The organism is Tatumella morbirosei (genome assembly GCF_000757425.2).
GTDB lineage: Bacteria > Pseudomonadota > Gammaproteobacteria > Enterobacterales > Enterobacteriaceae > Tatumella > Tatumella morbirosei.
In genome coordinates this window covers 1,626,588-1,651,620 of the sequence record NZ_JPKR02000003.1, presented here as the reverse complement: position 1 = coordinate 1,651,620, position 25,033 = coordinate 1,626,588, and the positions used below count along the sequence as shown (strand labels likewise).

The 25,033-nt window shown below is 50.0% G+C and carries 23 protein-coding genes; 15 read left to right on the top strand and 8 right to left on the bottom strand.

Annotated elements, in window-relative coordinates; genetic code table 11:
* The 12 genes from murD to mutT all read left to right on the top strand — a co-directional run bounded on the left by murD (position 1) and on the right by mutT (position 14,481).
* A complete protein-coding gene (gene murD / locus HA49_RS10425; RefSeq protein ID WP_038023437.1) occupies positions 1-1,317 on the top strand; it encodes a UDP-N-acetylmuramoyl-L-alanine--D-glutamate ligase in 1,317 nt (438 codons plus the stop codon).
* Positions 1,317-2,543 carry a cell division protein FtsW gene (gene ftsW, locus HA49_RS10420; RefSeq protein ID WP_038023068.1) on the top strand — a complete coding sequence of 409 codons (1,227 nt, stop codon included), beginning with the start codon at positions 1,317-1,319 and terminating at the stop codon, positions 2,541-2,543. The genes murD and ftsW overlap by 1 nt, the downstream gene beginning before the upstream one ends.
* Complete coding sequence (gene murG / locus HA49_RS10415; RefSeq protein WP_038023064.1) at positions 2,540-3,598, top strand: undecaprenyldiphospho-muramoylpentapeptide beta-N-acetylglucosaminyltransferase; 1,059 nt, start codon at positions 2,540-2,542, stop codon at positions 3,596-3,598. The genes ftsW and murG overlap by 4 nt, the downstream gene beginning before the upstream one ends.
* Positions 3,599-3,662: 64 nt before the next feature.
* The gene (gene murC, locus HA49_RS10410) at positions 3,663-5,138 is read left to right on the top strand and encodes a UDP-N-acetylmuramate--L-alanine ligase (protein WP_038023061.1); all 1,476 of its coding nucleotides are present in this window, start codon (positions 3,663-3,665) and stop codon (positions 5,136-5,138) included.
* A complete protein-coding gene (locus HA49_RS10405; protein ID WP_038023059.1) occupies positions 5,131-6,051 on the top strand; it encodes a D-alanine--D-alanine ligase in 921 nt (306 codons plus the stop codon). Before murC ends, HA49_RS10405 begins: the two co-directional genes overlap by 8 nt.
* 1 nt (position 6,052) lies before the next feature.
* Complete coding sequence (gene ftsQ, locus HA49_RS10400) at positions 6,053-6,889, top strand: cell division protein FtsQ (protein ID WP_038023057.1); 837 nt, start codon at positions 6,053-6,055, stop codon at positions 6,887-6,889.
* On the top strand, positions 6,889-8,145 hold the full coding sequence (gene ftsA, locus HA49_RS10395; protein WP_038023056.1) for a cell division protein FtsA: 1,257 nt from the start codon (positions 6,889-6,891) through the stop codon (positions 8,143-8,145). The genes ftsQ and ftsA overlap by 1 nt, the downstream gene beginning before the upstream one ends.
* A 71-nt stretch (positions 8,146-8,216) precedes the next feature.
* Positions 8,217-9,371 (top strand): cell division protein FtsZ, encoded by a 1,155-nt coding sequence (gene ftsZ / locus HA49_RS10390; protein WP_038023055.1) that lies wholly within the window; start codon positions 8,217-8,219, stop codon positions 9,369-9,371.
* A gap of 101 nt (positions 9,372-9,472) precedes the next feature.
* Positions 9,473-10,390 carry a UDP-3-O-acyl-N-acetylglucosamine deacetylase gene (gene lpxC / locus HA49_RS10385; RefSeq protein WP_038023053.1) on the top strand — a complete coding sequence of 306 codons (918 nt, stop codon included), beginning with the start codon at positions 9,473-9,475 and terminating at the stop codon, positions 10,388-10,390.
* Between the two features lie 255 nt (positions 10,391-10,645).
* Complete coding sequence (gene secM / locus HA49_RS10380) at positions 10,646-11,152, top strand: secA translation cis-regulator SecM (protein WP_038023434.1); 507 nt, start codon at positions 10,646-10,648, stop codon at positions 11,150-11,152.
* Between the two features lie 66 nt (positions 11,153-11,218).
* Entirely contained in the window at positions 11,219-13,924 is a 2,706-nt protein-coding gene (gene secA / locus HA49_RS10375) for a preprotein translocase subunit SecA (RefSeq protein ID WP_038023051.1), read from the top strand.
* Between the two features lie 161 nt (positions 13,925-14,085).
* Positions 14,086-14,481: an 8-oxo-dGTP diphosphatase MutT gene (gene mutT / locus HA49_RS10370; protein WP_038023049.1), complete on the top strand. Its 396-nt coding sequence runs from the start codon at positions 14,086-14,088 to the stop codon at positions 14,479-14,481.
* A gap of 49 nt (positions 14,482-14,530) precedes the next feature.
* Here the strand turns inward: mutT and yacG are convergent, their stop codons facing one another.
* Genes yacG through coaE form a run of 3 tightly spaced genes read right to left on the bottom strand, consistent with a single transcriptional unit; the run spans position 14,531 to position 16,089 of the window.
* The gene (gene yacG, locus HA49_RS10365) at positions 14,531-14,722 is read right to left on the bottom strand and encodes a DNA gyrase inhibitor YacG (RefSeq protein WP_038023047.1); all 192 of its coding nucleotides are present in this window, start codon (positions 14,720-14,722) and stop codon (positions 14,531-14,533) included.
* A 9-nt stretch (positions 14,723-14,731) separates the two neighbouring features.
* Positions 14,732-15,475: a cell division protein ZapD gene (gene zapD, locus HA49_RS10360; RefSeq protein WP_038023045.1), complete on the bottom strand. Its 744-nt coding sequence runs from the start codon at positions 15,473-15,475 to the stop codon at positions 14,732-14,734.
* The gene (coaE, locus tag HA49_RS10355; protein ID WP_038023043.1) at positions 15,472-16,089 is read right to left on the bottom strand and encodes a dephospho-CoA kinase; all 618 of its coding nucleotides are present in this window, start codon (positions 16,087-16,089) and stop codon (positions 15,472-15,474) included. Before coaE ends, zapD begins: the two co-directional genes overlap by 4 nt.
* A gap of 197 nt (positions 16,090-16,286) precedes the next feature.
* On the opposite strand from coaE, the gene HA49_RS10350 reads away from it, so the two are divergent.
* On the top strand, positions 16,287-17,333 hold the full coding sequence (locus HA49_RS10350) for a GMP reductase (RefSeq protein ID WP_038023041.1): 1,047 nt from the start codon (positions 16,287-16,289) through the stop codon (positions 17,331-17,333).
* A 277-nt stretch (positions 17,334-17,610) separates the two neighbouring features.
* On the opposite strand, the gene hofC is transcribed toward HA49_RS10350, so the two are convergent.
* The 4 genes from hofC to HA49_RS10330 all read right to left on the bottom strand — a co-directional run bounded on the left by hofC (position 17,611) and on the right by HA49_RS10330 (position 21,676).
* On the bottom strand, positions 17,611-18,810 hold the full coding sequence (gene hofC / locus HA49_RS10345; protein WP_038023038.1) for a protein transport protein HofC: 1,200 nt from the start codon (positions 18,808-18,810) through the stop codon (positions 17,611-17,613).
* Positions 18,788-20,188 carry a type II secretion system protein GspE gene (gene gspE, locus HA49_RS10340; protein WP_038023037.1) on the bottom strand — a complete coding sequence of 467 codons (1,401 nt, stop codon included), beginning with the start codon at positions 20,186-20,188 and terminating at the stop codon, positions 18,788-18,790. Before gspE ends, hofC begins: the two co-directional genes overlap by 23 nt.
* Positions 20,185-20,631, bottom strand: a complete 447-nt coding sequence (gene ppdD, locus HA49_RS10335; RefSeq protein WP_038023035.1) for a prepilin peptidase-dependent pilin — start codon at positions 20,629-20,631, stop codon at positions 20,185-20,187. The genes gspE and ppdD overlap by 4 nt, the downstream gene beginning before the upstream one ends.
* Before the next feature lie 166 nt (positions 20,632-20,797).
* Complete coding sequence (locus tag HA49_RS10330) at positions 20,798-21,676, bottom strand: nicotinate-nucleotide diphosphorylase (protein ID WP_038023033.1); 879 nt, start codon at positions 21,674-21,676, stop codon at positions 20,798-20,800.
* Positions 21,677-21,882: 206 nt separating this feature from the next.
* On the opposite strand from HA49_RS10330, the gene ampD reads away from it, so the two are divergent.
* Together ampD and ampE are read left to right on the top strand one after the other, a co-directional pair.
* Positions 21,883-22,437: a 1,6-anhydro-N-acetylmuramyl-L-alanine amidase AmpD gene (gene ampD, locus HA49_RS10325; RefSeq protein WP_038023032.1), complete on the top strand. Its 555-nt coding sequence runs from the start codon at positions 21,883-21,885 to the stop codon at positions 22,435-22,437.
* A gap of 33 nt (positions 22,438-22,470) precedes the next feature.
* On the top strand, positions 22,471-23,325 hold the full coding sequence (gene ampE, locus HA49_RS10320) for a beta-lactamase regulator AmpE (protein WP_038023029.1): 855 nt from the start codon (positions 22,471-22,473) through the stop codon (positions 23,323-23,325).
* Positions 23,326-23,405: 80 nt separating this feature from the next.
* Here the strand turns inward: ampE and aroP are convergent, their stop codons facing one another.
* Entirely contained in the window at positions 23,406-24,761 is a 1,356-nt protein-coding gene (gene aroP / locus HA49_RS10315) for an aromatic amino acid transporter AroP (protein WP_038023431.1), read from the bottom strand.
* Between the last annotated feature and the right edge of the window lie 272 nt (positions 24,762-25,033).

The following is a 25,033-nucleotide window of genomic DNA, read 5'->3' as shown; positions in this document are numbered from 1 at the left end:
ATGTCTGACTATCGGGGTAAAAAAGTTGTCATTATCGGGCTGGGGCTGACCGGCCTGTCCTGTGTTGATTTCTTTTTAGCCCGCGGAGTAATGCCGCGGGTGGTTGATACCCGAATGTCCCCTCCCGGACTGGATAAATTACCGGAACATCTGGAGCGTTACCTCGGGGGGATTAACGAGGCCTGGTTACTGGATGCCGATTTAATTATCGCAAGTCCGGGCATTGCCCTGGCGCATCCGGCGCTGGCAGAAGCTGCCGAAGCCGGGGTGGAAATTATCGGTGATGTTGAACTGTTTTGCCGTGAAGCCCGCGCCCCGATCGTAGCGATTACCGGATCTAACGGTAAAAGCACCGTGACCACACTGGTGGGAGAAATGGCTAAAGCTGCCGGCTGGCAGGTCGGGGTAGGCGGTAATATCGGTTTACCTGCGCTGTCGTTGCTGGAACAACCGGCACAGTTGTACGTACTGGAATTATCCAGTTTTCAGCTGGAGACCACATATAGTCTTGCGGCAGCAGCGGCAACCATACTGAACGTTACCGAAGATCATATGGATCGTTATCCGCTCGGGATGCAGCAGTACCGCGCAGCCAAGTTACGGGTTTACGAAAATGCCAGAGTCTGTGTGGTTAATGCCGATGATAGTCTGACCTTGCCGGTGAGGGGAGTGGATAACCGTTGCATCAGTTTCGGTGTGAATTCCGGTGACTATCATCTGGACAGTCAGCAAAGCGCTACCTGGTTATGGGTGAAGGGCGAGAAAGTGCTGGATACCCGGGAAATGAAACTCACCGGTCAGCATAATTTTACCAATGCGCTGGCGGCACTGGCACTGGCTGACGCTGTCGGTTTGCCTCGAGCGTCCAGCCTGGAAGCACTCACTCGCTTTAGCGGGCTGAGTCACCGATTTAATCTGGCCTACCGCAATAAAGGGGTGGACTGGATCAATGACTCGAAAGCGACCAATGTCGGCAGTACTGAAGCCGCGCTGAAAGGACTTAATGTTTCAGGAACATTGTGGTTATTGCTGGGGGGCGACGGAAAATCCGCAGATTTCTCTCCTCTGCAACCTTACCTGCTAAAGGATAATCTGAAGATTTACTGCTTTGGCCGGGATGCGGCTGAACTGGCGGCATTACGTCCTGAAATCTCTGAGTGCAGAGAAACATTACAGCAAGTGATGACAGAGATTGCCCCGCAGACCCGACAGGGAGACATGGTATTGCTGTCTCCGGCATGTGCCAGTCTGGATCAGTTTAAAAATTTTGAGCAACGGGGCGATCTTTTTACCCGGTTAGCTAAGGAGTTAGGCTAATGCGTATTCCAGGCCTGGCGCTTGCCGGCACTGCAGTTATGGCGATCACTGGTCGTTTAAGAGACTGGGTCATGGGAGCCAGAAAAAGTGATGACACTGCCATCATTCTCTATGACCGCACCTTGTTATGGCTGACCTTTGGTCTGGCAATTATTGGTTTTGTGATGGTGACCTCTGCGTCAGTTCCTGTGGGCCAGCGGATGAGTGATGACCCGTTCTACTTTGCGAAGCGTGACGCTTTCTATCTGGGACTTGGTTTCGCAATATCACTGGTGACACTGCGGTTACCTATGTCCTTCTGGCAGCGTTACAGCAATGTCATGCTGCTGGCCTCGGTCGTTATGTTGCTGGTGGTTTTGGTGGTGGGAAGCTCAGTTAACGGGGCCTCACGCTGGATTGCGTTAGGACCGTTACGTATTCAGCCCGCTGAATTTTCTAAGCTGTCACTATTTTGTTATCTCGCCAGTTATCTGGTGCGAAAGGTGGATGAAGTCCGGAGTAACTTCTGGGGGTTCTGTAAACCGATGGGGGTCATGGTCGTTCTGGCGGTATTACTGCTGGCTCAGCCAGACCTCGGTACGGTCATTGTGTTGTTTGTTACCACCCTGGCGATGCTGTTTCTGGCCGGAGCAAAATTGTGGCAGTTCCTGGCGATTATCGGGTCCGGAATATTTGCGGTTGTGTTGCTGATTATTGCTGAGCCCTATCGTATGCGGCGTGTAACTTCTTTCTGGAACCCCTGGGCCGATCCTTTCGGCAGTGGTTATCAGTTAACCCAGTCACTCATGGCCTTTGGTCGTGGTGAATTCTGGGGGCAGGGACTGGGGAATTCGGTACAGAAACTTGAATACTTACCGGAAGCACATACTGACTTTATCTTCTCGATTATTGGTGAAGAACTGGGCTTTTTCGGTGTGGTATTGGCACTTTTAATGGTATTCTTCGTCGCTTTTCGGGCGATGTCCATTGGGCGCAGAGCGCTGGAGTTAGATCAGCGTTTCTCCGGGTTTCTGGCCTGTGCTATCGGTGTCTGGTTTAGTTTTCAGGCGCTGGTTAACGTCGGGGCCGCTGCCGGAATGCTGCCAACCAAAGGTCTGACGTTACCCCTGATCAGTTACGGGGGATCGAGCCTGATTATTATGTCTACAGCGATAGTGCTGTTATTACGAATAGATTATGAAACACGTCTGACAAAAGCACAGGCGTTTACCCGGGGTAGTCGATGAGTGGCAAACGACTGATGGTGATGGCCGGAGGAACCGGCGGACATGTGTTTCCGGGGCTGGCTGTTGCGCACCATCTGATGGATCAAGGCTGGCAGGTTCGCTGGCTGGGTACTGCAGACCGGATGGAAGCTGACCTGGTGCCAAAGCATGGCATTGATATCGATTTTATTCAAATCAGTGGATTGCGTGGCAAAGGGTTAAAAGCGCAGCTTATGGCGCCGCTACGGATTTTTACTGCATGGCGACAGGCCCGGGCCATCATGAAGGCCTGGCAACCAGATGTGGTACTGGGCATGGGCGGCTATGTTTCTGGTCCTGGTGGCCTGGCGGCCTGGAGTTGTGGCATCCCGGTGGTGTTACATGAGCAAAACGGGATAGCCGGTTTGACGAATAAAGGGTTATCGAAGATAGCGCGCAAAGTCATGCAGGCTTTCCCGGGGGCTTTTCCCGATGCAGAAGTGGTTGGAAACCCGGTGCGGACCGATGTACTGGCGCTGCCGGCTCCGGAACAACGCTTTGCCGGCAGAGAAGGCCCGCTGAGGGTGCTGGTGATAGGGGGTAGTCAGGGAGCGAGAATCCTCAATCAGACTATGCCTCTGGTCGCTCAAAAAGCAGGGGAGAGTATTACTCTCTGGCACCAGACCGGTAAAGGCGCACTGGCGCAGGTGAATGAATTGTATGCCAGCGTCGGACAAACCGGACACCGGGTCGCGGAGTTTATCGATGATATGGCGGAAGCTTATGCCTGGGCTGATGTGGTGGTGTGTCGTTCGGGCGCATTGACAGTCAGTGAAATTGCGGCTGCAGGGCTACCGGCGATATTTGTTCCGTTTCAGCATAAAGATCGCCAGCAATACTGGAATGCTTTACCGCTGGAAAAAGCAGGAGCAGCAAGAATTTTCGAACAGCCAGATTTTAACGCTCAGGGGGTCGCCGACACCCTGGCGGGCTGGGATCGCCAACAGTTACTGGCCATGGCCTTAAAAGCTCGAGCCATTGCGATCCCGGATGCCACTGAACGTGTGGCAACTGAAGTGGCAAAAGCCGCCAAATGAATAGTGCTCCAGAAGAGCAGCTCCCCGGTAAAACGGGCAAAGTGATAACAGGTAGTGTGAATAAATGAATACTCAGCAATTAGCAAAACTTCGCTCTGTTGTGCCTGAAATGCGTCGGGTCAGGCATATCCATTTTGTTGGCATCGGTGGTGCTGGCATGGGCGGTATTGCTGAAGTGCTGGCAAATGAGGGGTATCAGATCAGCGGTTCGGATCTGGCGCCAAATCCGGTGACTCAGCATCTGAGTTCACTGGGTGTGACTATTTACTTTAACCACCGGCCAGAGAATGTGACAGATGTCAGCGTGGTCGTGGTATCCAGTGCTATTTCTCAGGATAACCCTGAGCTGGTGGCGGCCCGTGAGGCCAGGATTCCGGTGATCCGCCGGGCTGAAATGTTGGCCGAGCTGATGCGTTTCCGGCATGGGATCGCGATTGCCGGCACACACGGTAAAACCACCACCACGGCGATGGTTTCCAGTATCTATGCCGAAGGTGGGCTGGATCCGACGTTTGTTAATGGCGGACTGGTGAAAGCAGCCGGAACTCACGCCCGGTTGGGTAGCAGCCGCTACCTGATAGCAGAAGCCGATGAAAGTGATGCATCGTTCCTGCATCTGCAACCCATGGTTGCGATCGTCACCAATATCGAAGCAGATCATATGGACACCTATCAGGGGGATTTTGAAAACCTGAAACAGACGTTCGTGAACTTCCTGCATAACCTGCCATTTTATGGTCGCGCGGTGTTGTGTGTGGATGATCCTGTGATTCGTGAACTCATCCCACGAGTCGGACGTCAGATAACCACTTATGGTTTCAGTGATGATGCTGACGTAAGAATTGAAAATTATCAGCAACAGGGTGCCCGTGGCCACTTCCGGCTGGTGCGTCAGGACAAGCCGGTGATGGACGTGACTCTGAACGCGCCCGGTCGTCACAATGCATTGAATGCTGCTGCGGCTGTCAGCGTTGCCACAGAAGAAGGCATCGATGATGCAGAGATACTGGCAGCACTGGAGAACTTCCAGGGAACCGGTCGGCGTTTCGACTTGCTGGGGGAATATCCGACGGCCCCGGTAAATGGAACCCGTGGAACGGCGATGTTGGTGGATGACTATGGTCATCACCCGACAGAAGTTGATGCCACCATCAAAGCAGCAAGAGCGGGCTGGCCGGATAAGAAACTGGTGATGATATTCCAGCCACATCGTTATACACGGACCCGTGATCTGTTTGATGATTTTGCCAATGTGCTATGTCAGGTGGATGTGTTGCTCATGCTGGACGTCTATTCAGCCGGGGAGGCGCCGATTGCCGGAGCTGACAGCAGGGCATTATGCCGGTCAATCCGTAGTCGTGGAAAAGTTGATCCGATTTTGGTGGCAGACAATGAGTTGCTGGCGGAAATGCTGGCTCCGGTATTGAGTGGTAATGATTTGATTCTGGCTCAGGGAGCAGGGACAGTGGGTCGTATTGCCCGGACTCTGGCTGAGCATAAATTACAGCCGGTTGCCCGCACGGAGGAGCAGCATGGTTGAAAAAATTGCTGTTTTGATGGGCGGGTCCTCGGCAGAACGAGAAGTTTCTCTTGAGTCAGGTCGTGCGGTCGTCGCCGGGTTAACTGCGGCGGGATGGAACGCTTATGGGATAGATACCCGTGAACAATCGGTACTTAGCCTGAAAGAACAAGGTTTTACCCGTGCATTTATTGCTCTGCATGGCCGTGGCGGGGAAGATGGGACACTGCAGGCGGTACTGGATTTTATCGGTTTGCCGTATACCGGCAGTGGTGTGATGGCTTCGGCAATCACCATGGATAAAGCCCGTACTAAATGGTTGTGGCAGGGGTGTGGATTACCAACCAGCCGGTTTGTTTGTCTGACACGCCAGCAGATGAGCGCAGGGTTAGATCAGTCGACTCTGGAGTCAGTTAAGGCGCTGGGGCTGCCATTATTTGTAAAGCCTGGTAACGAAGGTTCCAGTGTTGGGATTAGCCGGGTTAACCATGCAGACGATCTGTTTGCTGCTTTAGAACTTGCTTTTCAATATGATAGCGAAGTTCTGGTCGAAGCTTTTCTCAGCGGTGAAGAATATACGGTTGCAATTATTGGCAATAAAGTTCTGCCTTCAATACGAATTAAAGCTAAAACAGAATTTTACGACTACAATGCAAAATATCTCGCTGATGACACAGAATATTTTTGTCCGTCAGGATTAGATGAACAACAACAGATTGCGCTGAATGAATTAGTGTTGGCGGCATGGCATTCTTTAGGTTGCAGCGGATGGGGTCGTGTTGATGTCATGATGGACGGAGAGGGTAATTTCCAGCTATTAGAGGTCAATACCTCGCCAGGCATGACCAGCCATAGTCTGGTGCCGATGGCAGCAAAACAGGCAGGTATAGAGTTTTCGCAATTAGTGACCATGATTCTGGAGTTAACAGACTGATATGTCTCAGGCGGCTTTAAATACACGCAACCGGGAACCACAGGATCGTATGGGGTCCGGACGTAGTAATGGTTCGCGCCTGTTCGGGATGATCTTTCTGTTAATGGTCATCGGTGTCATGGTGCTGGGTGGTGTGATGGTAGTGAAATGGATGGATGACGCATCCCGTTTACCACTTTCGAAACTGGTGGTGACCGGAGACACGCATTACACCACTAACGATGATATCCGTCAGGCGATTTTATCACTGGGTCCACCAGGCACATTTATGTCACAGAATGTGGATGTGATACAGCAGCAGATTGAGCGGCTGCCATGGATTAAACAGGTCAGTGTACGTAAGCAGTGGCCTGACGAATTAAAGATTCATCTGGTTGAATATGTTCCTGTAGCCCGCTGGAATGATCAGAATGTGGTTGATGCGGATGGAGTGTCTTTTAGCTTACCTTTAAGCCAGTTGGGTAAGCAAGCGATGCCCATGCTCTACGGGCCAGAAGGCAGTGAGAAAGAGGTCATGGCTGGCTTCTATCAGATGAGCGATATGTTAAAGCCTTCGAAAGTTATTCTGAAGGCGGCTTCGATGACCGCACGACGTTCATGGCAACTGGTCACCAGTGATGATATGAAAATCGAACTGGGACGTGATGAAACAATGAAACGTTTACAACGTTTTATTGACCTTTACCCGGTACTGCTCAGGCAGGGGCAGGCGGAGAATAAACGGATAGGTTATGTGGACTTACGGTATGACTCCGGTGCGGCAGTTGGTTGGGTAGCCGCTCCTGTTGAACCTCAGACCACTAACCAGCAACAAAAGCAGGCACAGGCTAAACAATAATGATCAAGGCAACGGACAGAAAACTTGTAGTAGGACTTGAAATCGGCACCGCTAAGGTTGCTGCCCTTGTAGGGGAGATTCTGCCCGATGGTATGGTCAACATTATCGGAGTAGGCAGCTGTCCGTCCCGTGGGATGGATAAAGGCGGCGTAAACGATCTCGAGTCAGTGGTGAAATGCGTTCAGCGGGCGATAGACCAGGCTGAATTAATGGCTGACTGTCAGATATCGTCAGTTTACCTGGCGCTGTCCGGTAAGCATATCAGTTGTCAGAACGAAATCGGGATGGTTCCGATTTCGGAAGAAGAAGTAACCCAGGATGATGTAGAGAATGTGGTACATACGGCGAAATCAGTTCGTGTCCGTGATGAACACCGGATTTTGCACGTAATTCCTCAGGAATATGCCATCGACTATCAGGAAGGGATCAAAAATCCTGTAGGATTATCGGGGGTCAGGATGCAGGCGAAAGTGCATCTGATTACCTGTCATAACGATATGGCGAAAAACATCGTTAAAGCGGTTGAACGTTGTGGGCTGAAAGTGGATCAACTCATTTTCGCCGGACTGGCATCAAGTTATGCGGTTCTGACTGAAGATGAACGTGAACTGGGTGTCTGTGTGGTTGATATTGGTGGTGGTACAATGGATATGGCGGTCTATACCGGCGGAGCATTGCGACACACTAAAGTAATCCCTTATGCAGGGAATGTGGTGACCAGTGATATCGCCTATGCGTTTGGCACCCCGCCCACCGATGCGGAAGCAATTAAAGTCCGTCATGGTTGTGCCTTAGGTTCGATTGTGGGTAAAGACGAAAATGTCGAAGTCCCGAGTGTTGGCGGAAGACCACCACGCAGTTTGCAACGTCAGACGCTGGCTGAAGTTATCGAACCTCGTTATACCGAATTGTTAAACCTGGTGAATGACGAAATCCTGGAGCTTCAGGAACAGTTACGTCAGCAGGGAGTGAAGCATCATCTGGCTGCCGGCATCGTGTTAACCGGTGGAGCAGGGCAGATTGAAGGTCTGGCGGCTTGCGCGCAACGGGTATTCCATACCCAGGTCCGTATTGGTCAGCCTTTAAATATCACCGGCCTGACCGATTATGCGCAGGAACCCTACTATTCAACGGCTGTTGGCCTGTTGCATTATGGCAAGGAGTCGCATCTGGGTGGGGATGGTGATAGCGAGAAAAGAGCATCAGTCGGCGGTTGGTTTAAACGAATCAATAGTTGGCTTAAAAAAGAGTTTTAATTTTTACTAAAGGAGATCATGCTAACAGCATTTATGGTCTCCAGGCGACAGGCACATAACGGAGAGAAATCATGTTTGAACCTATGGAATTAACCAACGATGCGGTGATAAAAGTCATCGGCGTTGGCGGCGGCGGCGGTAACGCCGTAGAGCATATGGTACGCGAGCGTATCGAAGGTGTTGAATTCTTTGCAGTCAATACCGATGCTCAGGCATTACGTAAGACGGCTGTCGGTCAGACCATCCAGATTGGTAATAACATTACTAAAGGGCTGGGGGCGGGTGCGAACCCTGAAGTTGGCCGTAACTCAGCAGAAGAAGACCGTGAAGCACTACGCGCTGCGCTGGATGGTGCTGATATGGTGTTTATCGCTGCGGGTATGGGCGGTGGTACCGGTACGGGTGCTGCACCAGTGGTCGCTGAAGTTGCTAAAGATCTGGGTATCCTGACAGTGGCTGTTGTGACCAAGCCATTTAACTTTGAAGGCAAAAAGCGTATGGCTTTTGCTGAGCAGGGTATTGCTGAACTTTCCAAGCATGTTGACTCATTAATCACCATTCCAAATGACAAACTGCTGAAAGTGCTTGGTCGTGGTATTTCGTTGCTGGATGCTTTTGGCGCTGCGAACGATGTATTAAAAGGTGCTGTTCAGGGTATCGCTGAACTGATCACCCGTCCGGGCCTGATGAACGTCGACTTTGCTGACGTACGTACAGTGATGTCTGAAATGGGTTATGCCATGATGGGTTCCGGCGTTGCCTGTGGTGAAGATCGTGCTGAAGAAGCGGCTGAAATGGCTATTTCCAGCCCGTTACTGGAAGATATCGATCTTTCAGGTGCGCGTGGTGTGTTGGTTAACATCACTGCTGGCTTCGACCTGCGTCTGGATGAGTTCGAAACCGTCGGTAACACCATCCGTGCATTTGCATCAGATAATGCGACCGTGGTTATCGGTACTTCACTGGATCCGGAAATGAACGACGAACTGCGTGTCACTGTTGTTGCGACAGGTATCGGCATGGACAAACGTCCTGAGATAACCCTGGTGACCAACAAAAATGCCAGCCAGCCAGTGATGGACCACCGTTACCAGCAGCATGGTCTGACACCATTACCACAGGAACAAAAACCTGCGGCTAAAGTCGTCAATGACCCAGCTGGCCAGGCGAATAAAGAGCCTGATTATCTTGATATTCCAGCGTTTTTGCGTAAACAGGCTGACTAAGAATATACCGATATTTGGCCTTGCTCGCTCTTTGTGCTAAAATGGCGGCAACTAAGTAGTGTATAGTCATGAATGAAGAGTAATTTTGCGAGATTAATACGATGATCAAACAAAGGACATTAAAACGTATTGTTCAGGCGACAGGTATCGGTTTACATACCGGTAAGAAAGTCACCCTGACTCTGCGCCCTGCGTCGGCCAATACCGGGGTCATCTATCGTCGCACAGACTTGAATCCACCGGTGGATTTTCCGGCTGATGCAAAATACGTGCGCGATACCATGCTGAGTACCTGCCTGGTAAACGACGAAGGTGTGCGTATTTCGACCGTCGAGCATTTAAATTCGGCGCTGGCCGGGCTGGGTATCGACAATATTATTGTTGAAGTTGATGCGCCAGAAATCCCGATTATGGATGGTAGTGCTGCACCGTTCGTTTACCTGCTGCTGGATGCAGGGGTTGAAGAACTTAACAGCGCTAAAAAATTCGTTCGTATTAAACAGGCTGTACGCGTTGAAGACGGTGATAAATGGGCAGAGCTGAAACCTTACAATGGTTTTTCTCTGGATTTTACTATCGACTTTAAACACCCGGCGATAGATGCAAGTTCACAGCGTTATCAGCTGAACTTCTCGGCCGATGCATTTGTTCGCCAGATTAGTCGTGCCCGTACCTTCGGCTTCATGCATGAAATCGAATATCTGCAGTCTCGTGGCCTGTGCCTGGGCGGTAGTCTTGACTGTGCGATTGGCCTGGATGAATTCCGTGTACTGAATGAAGATGGCCTGCGTTTTGAAGACGAGTTTGTTCGCCACAAAATGCTGGATGCTATCGGTGACTTATTTATGTGTGGTCATAACGTGATTGGTGCATTTACTGCATTCAAATCCGGACATGCACTGAACAACAAGTTGCTTCAGGCGGTGCTGGCAAAACAAGAAGCCTGGGAATGGGCAACCTTTGAAGATGAAGCCGAATTGCCTCAGGCGTTTAAAGCACCGAATCTGGTTCTGGCCTGATAAAATCTAAGAACAGCAGGAATTACTGATACTCTCTCCGGTCAGTAAGCCTGCTGTTTTTTTGTTCCCACCTGATGTTCTGCCGAAAAAATCAGCAAAAATCCTGAATTTATTCGCCTGCTCCTTATTCTCTGATGTTGAAAACTGTCATTAGTGTTACTATCTCTGATATATCAAAGGACATGTCCGGCTGGTTTTTGCAGGGATAGCTGAATTTCCCCGGATGTGCGTATACCCGTATTCAATGGACAGATTGTGATCGGACTTTTTTCACGTTGGCGACAACTTGGCATGCGTTATTTCTGGCCGCATCTCCTGCTGGGGATGGTCGCGGCGAGCCTTGGCTTGCCGGTAGCGAATGCACAGGCGCTTGAATCCGGCAATGGTGCGGATGTTCCTGCCAATACCCTGTTCATCGGTAATACTGTCCCGTTTGAGAACCTGTTGCGGAGTCGTTCAACGGTACGTCGCCCCGGGGTGAGTGTAGATTACTGGCATCAGCATGCTATTCGGGTAGTAATTCGTCATCTTTCCTTTTCCCTGCCGCAGATTCAGCCAGAAACACAGCAACAATTATTACCACTGGCTGTGCAAAAAATTGCAGTACTGCAGTCACTGCATGCTCTGCTAACCACCAGGCCTTCTGCCGGTGTGGTGATTTCTCGCCCGCAGCCAGAGGGTAACCGGACTCCTTCTGTTTTTAATAGTGGCCTGTGGCTGGCCGGGATTCAGGGCATCCGTGCCGGCCCCGTGGCCGCCTGAGATCAAGCAAACAATTACCCCCCAATTTTTTGCAGCAAATTTTTGCTGAATTGAGATTATAAAAAAATGGTCATTAAATTATTAACTAAAATTTTTGGTAGCAGTAATGATCGTACTTTACGCCGTATGCGTAAAACGGTTGATATTATTAATAAAATGGAACCACAGTTCACAGCACTGACTGATGAACAACTGAAAGGAAAAACAGCAGAGTTCCGCGCCCGTCTGGAAAAAGGTGAAGTGCTGGAAAGCCTGATTCCTGAAGCCTTCGCCACGGTTCGTGAAGCCAGTCGCCGTATCTTTAATATACGCCATTTCGATGTGCAGTTAATGGGTGGTATGGTGCTGAATGAGCGTTGCATTGCAGAGATGCGTACCGGTGAAGGTAAAACCCTGACAGCAACTCTGCCTGCTTATCTGAATGCATTGTCAGGTAAAGGTGTGCACGTAGTGACGGTCAACGATTATCTGGCCCAGCGTGATGCGGAAAATAACCGTCCGTTATTTGAATTCCTCGGCCTGACCGTCGGTATTAACCTGCCAGGAATGCCGGCTCCTGCTAAGCGTGAAGCCTATGGCGCGGATATCACCTACGGCACTAATAACGAATATGGTTTTGACTACCTGCGCGACAACATGGCTTTCAGCCCGGAAGAGCGCGTGCAGCGTAAACTAAACTACGCCCTGGTGGATGAAGTTGACTCCATCCTGATTGATGAAGCTCGTACCCCCCTGATTATTTCCGGCCCGGCAGAAGACAGTTCTGAGTTGTATATCAAGGTCAATAAAATTATTCCTCATCTGGTGCGTCAGGATAAAGAAGACTCTGACACTTTCCAGGGAGAGGGTGATTTCTCTGTTGATGAGAAATCCCGCCAGGTGCATTTGACCGAACGTGGGTTGGTGAAGATTGAACAGCTGCTGGTCAGCCAGGGAATCATGGAAGAAGGTGAATCGCTGTATTCTCCTACCAATATCATGTTGATGCATCACGTTACAGCTGCACTGCGTGCACATGCGTTATTTACCCGTGATGTTGACTACATCGTGAAAGACGGTGAAGTGGTTATCGTTGATGAACATACAGGACGTACCATGCAGGGCCGTCGTTGGTCAGATGGTTTGCATCAGGCGGTTGAAGCTAAAGAAGGGGTGGAAATCCAGAACGAAAACCAGACTCTGGCTTCTATCACCTTCCAAAACTATTTCCGTCTGTATGACAAACTGGCCGGAATGACCGGGACTGCCGATACCGAAGCCTTTGAATTCAGTTCAATCTACAAACTGGATACGATTGTACTGCCGACTAACCGTCCGATGGTCCGTAAAGATCTTCCGGATCTGGTCTATATGACAGAGAAAGAGAAAATTGATGCCATCATCGAGGATATCCGCGAGCGCACCGCTAACGGTCAGCCAGTACTGGTCGGTACTATTTCGATTGAGAAATCAGAGGTCGTCTCGCATGAGCTGACTAAAGCCGGAATTAAGCATAATGTTCTGAACGCTAAATTTCATGCCAGCGAAGCTGATATCATCGCCCAGGCGGGTCAGCCGTCAGCGGTGACGATTGCGACCAACATGGCGGGTCGTGGTACTGACATTATGCTGGGCGGTAGTTGGCATGCTGAAGTTGAGGCTCGTGAGAACCCATCTGAAGAAGAAATCAGTGCCATTAAAGCTGAATGGCAAAAACGTCATGATGCAGTGTTAAACTCAGGTGGTTTGCATATCATCGGTACTGAACGTCATGAATCTCGTCGTATCGATAACCAGCTGCGTGGTCGTGCCGGTCGTCAGGGGGATAAAGGTTCTTCCCGTTTCTACCTGTCAATGGAAGATGCACTGATGCGTATTTTCGCCTCAGACCGTGTGTCAGGCATGATGCGTAAACTGGGGATGAAGCCAGGCGAAGCTATTGAGCATCCATGGGTGACCAAAGCTATCGCTAATGCACAGCGTAAAGTTGAAAGCCGTAACTTTGATATCCGTAAACAGTTGCTTGAATACGATGATGTCGCGAGTGATCAGCGTCGTGCAATCTATACACAGCGTAATGAATTGCTGGATGTGTCTGATGTGAGTGAGACCATTAATGGTATTCGCGAAGATGTCATGACGGCGACTATCGATAGTTATATTCCGCCACAGTCTCTGGAAGAGATGTGGGATATTCCGGGGCTGGAAGAGAGGTTACGCAATGACTTCGATCTGAATCTGCCGATTGCTGAGTGGCTGGATAAAGAGCCGGAGCTCCATGAAGAAACATTACGCGAACGTATCATGCAACGCACTCTGGAGAATTACAGAGAGAAAGAAGTTGTCGTCGGCGCGGATATGATGCGTAACTTTGAAAAAGGTGTAATGCTTCAGACACTGGATTCATTGTGGAAAGAGCATCTGGCGGCCATGGATTATTTACGTCAGGGTATCCATTTGCGTGGTTATGCACAAAAAGATCCGAAACAGGAATATAAACGTGAATCTTTCGCTATGTTCTCTAACATGCTGGAATCACTGAAATATGAAGTGATCAGTACCCTGAGCAAAGTTCAGGTTCGCATGCCAGAAGAAATTGAAGCGCTTGAGCAACAACGTCGTGAAGAAGCAGAACGTTTAGCCAGCCAGCAGCAGCTTAGCCATGTGGATTCTGATACTGCCGCTGCCGAAGAGTTAGCCTCTCAAAGCGGTGAGCGTAAAGTTGGGCGTAATGATCCCTGTCCTTGTGGTTCAGGTAAAAAATTCAAGCAATGTCATGGACGAATTGCCTGAGTGACCTGTAACCGGCCGTAAGGCCGGCTTGTTGCGGCTCATAAGAAGAAGGTTCATGGTGACATGGACCTTTTTATTGGCCGTTATTCACGGGTATCTCTTCAGCATTGTCATGATATCGGGATTTTATTTCCGACAAACAACGAATATTAAGGTAATCAATGAAACATCTTCAGGTAGCGGTAGGTATTATTCGGGATCCTGCGCGGGGAATTTTTCTTGCCCAACGTTCATCGACTTCACATATGGCAAACAAATGGGAGTTTCCCGGCGGGAAAATTGAGCAAGGCGAAACTGCTGAGCAGGCGCTGAAGCGTGAACTTATGGAAGAAACTGGCATTGAAGTACTTTCTGCACAACCGGCTGGGAACGCTGACCACACCTATGATAATGTCCGGGTCACCCTGCACTTTTTTATTGTTGAACAGTGGAATGGCGAGCCCTGGGGCAAAGAAGGGCAGCCACAGCGCTGGGTCGCACAGCAGGATCTTCAGGCAGACGAATTCCCGCCGGCTAATCATCAACTGGTTGGCAAACTGGTTGCCGGCGAGCTGTAATCCGGAGAGGGGCAATGCGATGGCGTCTTGCCCCTGTCTGTTGGCCGCGTTATTCCCCGCTCCACTCTTCGTCTTCAGAAAGTTTATCATCCACCGGGATACGTTTTTCCTCGGCGGCCCACTCACCCAAATCGATCATCTGGCAACGTTTTGAACAAAACGGCCGCCATGGGCTGAGCTCATCCCAGATGACATCTTTTTGGCAAGTAGGGCATTGAACTGTGACAATCTCTTCCTGCATACATTCCTCTTAACAACATGCGAGTTCAAACTGTAACCGGGACGGTATTTCTCCGCCGCCAGTATCCATCGGTAAAAAACGGATGGCGTAACGATTTTTGTGACCAGAAATCTGCGGGTAAAGTGCAGTGCTGTTATCCACCTTCAGCCTGAGTAAATCGGCATCTTCGGCAGTATCCTGGAAAAAACCATTCAGGCTTGTTTGTGGCTGAAAATTACCTGACTGGCGGATAAGTTCCAGGACTGAAGCCAGGCTTTCACGCAGTGGTTCCAGGGTAGTATACCATTCTGTGACCTGGGCCTGGCGTTCCTCTTCCGGCAGGTTTAGCCATACATGCAGAGCTGGCAGGTCAAAGCTGCAACATCCACCAGGGATGCTCAGACGCTGCCGGACCTGACTGATAAACCGGTCTTCGCGCAGTTGTTGTCCCATACGAGGTGCTGTCATCAGTCGCGCTGACTGGCCTTTCAACTGCTGCAGTAGTTCTGTCACCCTAAGAGTGTCGACCCCGCTGACACTCAGCCAGCTTTGCAGTTTCTGTTGTTGACGATCCAGCTCTTTTACGAGGTCTGCCCGCATATCACCGCGATCAAAAATATCCAGTAAATCGCCGATACCACGGAAAAAACTCAAAGCGGAGACTGGATCACTGACCGGCATACTCCCGGTTAATTGCTGCATGAGATACTCAATTCTCAACCAGGTACGCATCTTTTCATTTAACGGATATTCAAACAGGACAACAGAGCTCATGGTACCGATCCTTTTTTTGCTGACGCCTGTAACTGATAGCGCTGGTATAGCATAGCCACGACCTGCTGCTGTTCTTCCGGTGAACCGGAATTATCAATCACATCATCGGCAATCTGTAAGCGCGATTGCCGGCTGGCCTGAGCCGTCAGAATGTCAGCGGCCTGCTGACGCGTAATATTATCTCTGGCCATGGTGCGGCGAATCTGTGTTTCTTCATCGATATCGACTACCAACACCCGATCTGCCTGGTCTTGCAAGCCGTTTTCTGTGAGAAGTGGCACGACCCAAAGACACCAGTCGTCAGTAATTTCGTTGATCAATTGTTGTGTCTGTTGCTGAATCAACGGATGCAACAGATCATTCAGCCATTGCTTACTGACAGGATCAGCAAAAATGCGCTGCCGTAGCCAGCCCCGGTTTAAGTTTCCTCCAGGCAATATGGCCTGTGGACCAAAGTGATTGCGGATTTCGCTAAGAGCCGGTGAGCCGGGTTCGACGACCTGACGGGCAATAATGTCTGCATCGACAATTTTCACCCCTAACCGGGCGAACATTTCTGCGATAGTGGTTTTGCCGCTACCAATACCTCCGGTGAGCGCAACAACATAAGGCATATGGTATGTATCCTGACAGTAAGCGGGCGAATCAAAATGCAGAGTAACTCACGGGCGCCGAAAATTATCTCAGTCTGAATAAGCGAATTGTAGCTCAATAAAAACCAAAAACGCAGCCTTGTTGTTGCTTTATTGCAGCGTATGATAACACTGGAAGGAACATACGATGTCTCACTGTAACAGGAACGGACTAAATTATGCGTATTGAAGAAGATATCAAACTGGGATTCAAGGATGTCCTGATCCGGCCGAAGCGTTCTACACTCCAAAGCCGCTCGCAGGTTGAACTTAGCAGGGATTTTACCTTTAAACACTCCGCACTGAACTGGTCCGGGGTGCCGGTGATTGCTGCCAACATGGATACTGTAGGAACTTTTCAGATGGCAACGGCGCTGGCTGATTTTGGGATGCTTACCGCGGTCCATAAACACTACAGTGTCGAACAGTGGCAGCAATTTTTGCAGGATACCTCAGAAAAGGTGCTCAGTCATGTGATGGTATCTACCGGAACATCTGCTGCTGATTTCGGGAAGTTGAAACAGATACTGGCTCTTTCCTCCGGTCTGAATTTTATCTGTATCGATGTGGCGAATGGTTACTCAGAACACTTTGTTAATTTTCTACAGCGCGCCAGGGAAGCCTTCCCGGATAAGACGATTTGTGCCGGTAATGTGGTCACTGGCGAAATGGTGGAAGAGCTGATCCTCTCGGGAGCCGATATTGTCAAAGTCGGGATTGGGCCGGGGTCAGTGTGTACCACCCGGGTGAAAACCGGCGTGGGTTATCCCCAGTTATCTGCCGTGATTGAATGCGCAGACGCCGCTCACGGGCTGGGTGGACAGATAGTCAGTGATGGCGGCTGCAGTGTGCCAGGAGATATTGCTAAAGCGTTCGGTGGTGGTGGTGATTTTGTTATGCTCGGGGGAATGCTAGCCGGCCATGATGAATGTGAAGGCACCATTGTGGAAGAGAATGGTCACTCTTATATGTTGTTTTATGGCATGAGTTCGGAATCTGCAATGAAACGCCATTCAGGCAGTGTCGCAGAGTATCGTGCCGCAGAAGGCAAAACTGTTCGCTTGCCGTTGCGGGGGCCTGTTGAGCCGACAGTCAGGGATATCCTGGGAGGCTTACGTTCCGCCTGTACTTATGTGGGAGCGGAACGGTTAAAGGAACTGACTAAACGCACTACCTTTATCAGGGTGGCGGAGCAGGAAAACCGGACCTATAACGGTCAGGAGTAATGACCGGACAGCCTGCGTGTTTAACCAGCCAGCAGGCTGTCTGTTAAATCTGGCAGAGACTGAATGGGTCTGTGATCCCAGCAGGGGGAGAGTTCAGGCCACCAGGAGATACTGTTGCTGGTTTTCACTTCCCTGTGGGCTGACTGAATACGACAGGGGCAGCCTTATTGGATGTGTTTGAATGGCTGTGAACCCGTTTTTTCGTCAGTCTCTTTACCAGAAAGAACTCTGACTGCAACAACAAAGCCTCACCAGCGCTAAGTTACCGGGCCCTTCGCTATAACAGGGCCTCACCCAGACTGAACATGGGTAAATACATTGCCACCACAATGCTGCCGGTAATGATACCGGTGATGAGTAACATGACAGGTTCGACTGATGCTGCAAGGTCTGCTGTTGTCCTGCTGGCCTGGGTTTCATACCAGTCGGCCAGGCGGCCAAATAAGTGGTCCAGAGTACCTGTCTGTTCACCTAACCGGGTCAGCATATAGCAGAGTGGCGGGAAACCCACTTGTTGAATTAAGCCTGATGACAAGGATTGCCCTTGTTCAATGTGCATGCGGAGATTATCCAGCCCCTGCTGCCAGAGTATACCATGTTGAAGCTTTCCGGTGATTTTAAGTCCCTCCCTCAATGGTAACCCTGACTGTTGCGTCAGTGCCAGTACGCTGAATATCTGTGCCAGGATGGTGGACTGCCACAGCACTCCAGCCAGAGGCAGTCGCAACAGAAAGCGTTGTTCAGTCAGTTGCCATGCATGATTACTTCGTCGCTTGATTTGCCATCCAAAAATTAAGGCGATTAAGAGCGCTGCAATTCCTGGCAAAATGGCTATCAGGTTATCTGATAACGAAATTAACAGCCGTGTGAATTCTGGTAACGGGGTATTTGATGAACGGTAAATCGCGGCAAATTCCGGCAAAACCCATAATAACATCCCGCTACTGATTAGCACCGTCAGTAACAACATGAACAGTGGATAGCGCATAGCCTTAAGAAGTTGCTGTTTCAACTGTAACTGTCGTTGCTGCTGCTGAGCCAGTTTAATGCAGCAATACTCCAGTTGTCCGGTCTGCTCTCCGGCACTGATCAGTGAAATACAGACGGGCGGGAAAATTTCTGGCCACTGCCGAAGTGCTACTGAAAATGATTGTCCGGAAAGTATTTGCTGTTGCAACTGCAGCATTACTGACCGCCAGTGTCTTGCCGGATGGCTGCCAGCCAGCAGGCTCAAACCATCAGCCAGCGGTAAGCCAGCCTGTAACAGTGTCCCCGTCTGGCTGAAGAACAATATCCTATCTGGCCAGCGCCAGTGACGGGCTGAGTAGGTTTTCCTTTGGATAATCTCTGTTGGCACCAGACCTTCAGTCTGCATGAAATCGACCAGTTGCTGCCGTGTTCTCACCAGTGTTGAACCGGCAAAATATTCTCCCTGACGATTCACTGCCTGCCAGTCAAACAATATTGAATGATCCACCAGGTCCTCCGGTTATTCTGACCACTTCAGCCCATGACGTTTGTCCCTCTCTGACGGCATTCAGTCCGGCAATGAATAATGTTTGCATCCCCTGGCGAATAGTGATGGTCTTCAGCTCCTCTGCAGAGGCATCCCGGGCAATAGCCTGATGGAGCTCTCCCTGTACAGTCAGTATTTCAAATAATGCGATACGGCCATAATACCCCGAAAAACAGTGGTCACACCCGACAGGCAGCCAGTGTGTTAGACAGGGCTCTCCAAACGACGCAGGAAGTGTTATCTCTGTTGCTGACACTTTGCGGCAGTGATAACAGAGTTTACGAACCAGTCGCTGTGCAATAACCAGTTTGAGGGAGGCTGCGAGCAGATAGCCGGCAATGCCCATTTGTCGTAGGCGGATAAGTGTTTCATGGGTTGAGTTGGTATGCAGTGTGGAAAGAACCAGGTGCCCGGTTTGTGCGGCTTTAACGGCTATTTCGGCGGTTTCATTATCCCGTATTTCGCCAATCATAATGACATCAGGATCCTGACGGAGTAATGCCCGTAAAATACGGGCGAAATCCAGACCTGCTTTGCTGTTAATCTGCGACTGATTTATACCATTGAGTGGCATTTCAACAGGGTCTTCAACACTACTGAGATTTTTATCACTAGAGTTAAGTTTGTTCAGCAGACTATAGAGGGTAAAGGTTTTTCCGCTTCCGGTTGGCCCGGTCACCAGGATCATTCCCTGAGGCTGGTTAAGCACATTAAGAACTTGTCGTAAATGATGCTCACTCAGTCCTAACTGTTGTGGGTCCAGAGTCGCAGGGAGTAACTGCAGCCGCCTGAGCACCAGTTTTTCTCCGAGCCTTGTTGGTAAGGTCGATAAACGAAAGCTGTGATTCTCTCCGTTAATTTCAAGTGATAACTGGCCATCCTGAGGTAAGCGAGATTCGGCAATATCCAGTCCTGCCAGAATCTTAAACCTGGCGATCAGCGCCTGAGCTGTACAGGAGCCGGGAAGACTGGCGGGCTGCAGTAAGCCATCAATGCGTAGCCGGATGACGACTCCCTGCAGAGTTTGCTCAAGATGAATATCTGATGCCCGCTGCCTGACGGCAAGATGCAACAGTTGGCTGGCAATCTGTGGAACTCCTGGCGCTTCATATTCGGGAGCTTCCTGAGTCAGATGGGAAGGCTGATTCCTGAGATGACTTTCAATTCTGGCCTCTGGCCAGATCTCAAATTCTACCTGGCACTGGCTGGCAAAACATAATGTTTCGATAATTTCTGCAGAGGGCTGCGAAGTTACCGCCAGTATCATACGTTGGTGATCGCGGAAAATAATACAGGCAGGGAGCTGGCGGCAGAGGAGATCCAGAGGTAAAGATGTCATAAAACCTCCGACTGATCGCTGAATCTGAACTGGCTCTGACAGTTATTCAGTAATAAGCGATTTTCACTCTGGCATTTCTTGTACCACTGCAAATCACCCTTTTTAGGATCCCAGCGCGGGAAAAGTTGGACACGCAGGCCTTTCAGTGTATCGAGCCCATTCAGGGTGATCTGCCCGTTACTGATGGTTATTTTTTCAGTGTAACGGGAACCCTTTTCGCCGGGAATACCATAGGTTTCTGCATTACAGTTTTGTACGCTCCCGGTCTCCATGGCACAGAGTTCAATCGCCGTTTTATAAGGCATCATCAGTTGCAACATATCGGTGATAGCGGCCTTCTGCAGGTAGTTCTGATAAGCCGGTAATCCAATGGCACTGAGGATGGCGATGATAGCAATAACGATCATCAGTTCTGTGAGCGTAAATCCTTGCTGGTTATGCATGCTGTCCTCCTTAAGCAATGAGTCAGGAGAATAACGTGGTCACACCAGCAACTCATGCGCTCGACAATCACGCTGAGAAAGGACTCTGCGAGATTGTCGTAATATTACGTCGTTGCAATGAATCGTGCGGGATGGCTTAAAATCTTTTTGGGGTGTTAACCTGTAATTAGCGATCGGAGGTCTTAAATTGCAGCGATATACTCAGAGGTCTCTGGTGGCGAATCAGGGCATCTGCAGCGACATAACCGATACCCGTCTGCAGCAGTGCGGCAAGATCACCCCCGTCAATATTCCCCCCGACTTCCAGATGTGTTTGTGCTGAGTTTTTGCTGGTAAAGGTGACGGCGGTAGTGATCTCTGCCGGAGTAAAGCCGTTAAGCAAAATAAAGTTAGCCTCGGCACTGATTGCTTCTGACAACTGTTGTTGAGACGTCACTTCAATTTCAACTGGCCGATCCGGGTCTATCCAGCGGGCATTTTCTACCGCCTCTAATACTGAACCACAGGCAATAATATGATTTTCCCGCAGCGGAATCATGTCGCTAAAGTCCATGCATCCAAACTGTTTCGTCCCTGTTAGCAGGGCAAATTTCAGACTGTTAGTGCCGGGAGTATTCCCCAGACTGTCGATTAACCGGGTTCCCGACCCGACAAACTGTTGAGCGTATGCATTAATTTGTGTGGCAACGCCGGAAAGATTTTGTAAAAAATGGACAACCACACTCTCTGCCACCAGTAATGCTGACGCAGGGCCGCTGACGGTTGCCAGTGTTTGCCCGGCCTGAATGGTATCCGCATCATTGACCTGCCATTGCACATTGATGCTGGTATCCAACTGGCTGAATACCTCATCCGCCCAGGCTTTCCCGCAGAAAATACCGGTTTCTTTGCAGACAATAACGGCGTGTCCGGCTTTAACTCCCGACAGGGTAGGAGCGGGGTGGGCATTTTTCAGTGCTAACTGAACAGACTCAGGAATTTCTGTCTGAATTCGTTCCAGTAAAAGTTGGCGGCAGTGTTCTGCGGCGTAATGGCTAATCGGCATAAGGTGGTTTGCTCCTTTTATGGCAGGAATAAATACTGTAGCCTGAAGCGCAACACACCACCAGTTGAATAGAGTAACCAGTTGAGTATCAGGTTAAGCATCGGAATAACCACAATAAACACAGAATACTGGTCTGTATTATCAGGAAACAATATCATGCCAGTATTTATGATATTCTCAAATCCAGGCGGGGAAACGGCACAGGTATGAAAATAGAATCAGGCTGGCTGACAGAGGCAAGAAAGGTACCTTCAGAACATTTTAATGAGCGTCCTGAAGATACCAGCCCCTGGTTACTGGTGGTGCATAATATCAGCCTTCCGCCAGGAAAGTTCGGCGGGCCCTGGATTGATCAGCTTTTTACCGGCTGCCTTGACCCACAAGCCGACCCCTATTTCAAAGATATTGCTGAGCTCAAAGTCGCCGCGCATTGTCTTATTCGCCGTGACGGAGAAATTGTCCAGTATGTGGCTTTTGATAAACGGGCCTGGCATGCCGGACAGTCATGTTATCAGGGGCTAAGTAATTGTAATGATTTCTCTGTTGGTATCGAACTGGAAGGAACCGATACTCTTCCCTATACCGAACAGCAGTATCAGGCTCTCTGTCAGCTAACCCGTACCCTGATGAATTGTTATCCGATTAAAAGTGAACATGTTACCGGGCACAGTGATATCGCTCCCGGCAGGAAGACGGACCCGGGAGAGGCATTCGACTGGCACTATTACCGGCAGAAATTGCTCGCCATGACAAATAAGTAAACCGGAATAAATGATAGAGAAAGGCTGGAAAGTATGACGTTATTTAGTTTGTTACTGGTTCTCGGCTGGGAACGTTTATTTAAGCTCGGGGAGCACTGGCAGCTTGAGCACCGCCTGAGACCGGTGTTTCGCGGACAAACGCATTTCTCGATGGTGCGAACTGCCGGAATGGTTATTCTGGCCATGTTAATCACTCTGGTACTGGTGCTCAGCTTAAAAGGGATATTATTTGGCATTGCCTCTTTATTATTGTGGGTCGTGGTCGGCGTTCTGTGCATCGGTGCAGGCGTGACTCGTCGGCATTATCATGCTTATCTAAAGTCTGCCAGCCATGATGATAACGTCGCTCATCAGGCAATGGCTGAAGAGTTAAGTATGATCCACGGTTTGCCGGATACTGCCAACGAACGCGTATATCTGCGGGAACTGCAAAATGCACTGTTGTGGATTAATTATCGCTTTTACCTCGCACCGTTGTTTTGGTTCGTGGTCGGTGGTCCCTGGGGGCCTGTAACGCTGATGGGATATGGTTTTTTACGCGCGTGGCAGGGCTGGCTGGCCGCCAACCACACCGCAGCAGAGCGTGAACAATCCGGTGTTGACCGGCTGTTGTTTGTTATCGACTGGATTCCGGTGCGTCTGGCTGGGTTAGCCTATGCGCTCCTTGGTCATGGTGAAAAAGCATTACCGGCATGGTTTAAGTTTATGACAGATGTTCGCCACAAGCCTTATCAGGTTCTGACGCAACTGGCTCAGTTTTCACTGGAGCGTGACCCCTGCACTGATAAAGTTGAAAAACCGCGTATTGCAGTGGCACTGGCGAAAAGAATTACCCTGGTGCTGGTGGTTGTCGTGGCATTACTCACGATTACCGGGACGTTGTTGTAACCGGGGAAGGGATTTATCACCATAAAAAAACGGGCGCAGTTCGAACTGCGCCCGTTTTTGTTTATCTTTTCCGACCTGTATCAGACCGTCTGATTTTTGCGGGTGAACCGGTAACCGATAGCCAGAATAACCAGCCAGACCGGAATCAGCCACACAGAGATAGCCATGCCCGGGGTCATCATCATGATGACCAGAATGGCCAGCATAAACAGCAGGCAAATCCAGTTCCCCAGCGGATAGAACAGTGACGGGAAACGGGTGGTTACCCCTTGTTTATCTTTGGTTTTGCGGAATTTCAGGTGAGCCAGGCTTATCATCGCCCAGTTGATTACCAGCGCAGATACCACCAGAGACATCAGCAGGCCAAAGGCTTCTGCTGGCATCAGGTAATTAATTAATACACCAATGGCGGTGGCGAGTGCAGACAGACCCAATGCCACATAAGGGACACCACGACGGTCCACTTTTAGCAAGGAACGCGGCCCGTTACCTTGTTTCGCAAGACCGTACAGCATCCGACTGTTACTGTATACGCAACTGTTATATACCGATAATGCCGCAGTCAGGATAACAACATTCAGGGCATTAGCCACCAGACTGTCGCCCAGTTCATGGAAAATCATGACAAACGGGCTGCCACCTTCAACGACCTTAGTCCACGGATAAAGAGACAGCAGGACAGTCAGGGAGCCGATATAAAAAATCAGGATACGGTAGATCACCTGATTGGTGGCTTTCGGAATGCTGATTTCAGGATTGTCGGCTTCTGCCGCAGTAATCCCTACCAGCTCCAGCCCACCGAAGGAAAACATAATGACCGCCAGGGACATCACCAGCCCGGTAATTCCATGCGGGAAAAATCCGCCTGCCTGCCAGATATTCGTCACAGATGCGCCCGGTGCACCATTACCGCTGAACAGCATCCAGCCGCCGAAAATGATCATACCCACCACGGCGACGACTTTAATGATAGAAAACCAGAATTCCATCTCACCGTAGATTTTGACATTGGTCAGATTAATGGCATTGATCAGCACGAAGAAGATCGCGGCAGATACCCAGGTCGGGACTTCAGGCCACCAGTACTGGATATATACGCCTACCGCGGTGAGTTCTGCCATGGCGACCAGCACATAAAGAACCCAGTAGTTCCAGCCAGAAGCAAATCCGGCAAAACTCCCCCAATATTTATAGGCAAAGTGGCTGAAAGAACCGGCTACCGGTTCTTCAACCACCATCTCTCCCAGTTGGCGCATAATCATAAATGCAATAAATCCGCCGATGGCATATCCCAGAAGTACCGAGGGCCCGGCCATTTTAATCGTTTGAGCAATCCCAAGAAACAGGCCAGTCCCAATGGCACCCCCCAGAGCGATCAACTGAATATGACGGTTTTTCAACCCTCTCTTCAGTGTGTCCTCTTGCTGTTTTTCCATACAAACCTCGTGATGATGAACAGAGCGACTATCCACAGTGCCGAATGCCGCCATTTATATGACTATGATTATTATTTTTACCCTGTGACTCGCGGTGAGAGCACTAAATCAGTCCGCGCATCAGAATAGAGATAAGTTGTCTTTATTGCACCAGACTTTTGTTGTTTAGTGCGGAAAATATGATATACCTCTGCCGGCCATCGACAGATCGGCCGACAATAGAATTGCAGCGAGCTGATTGTTTTCTAACAAAAATATCCACAGGACTGTTG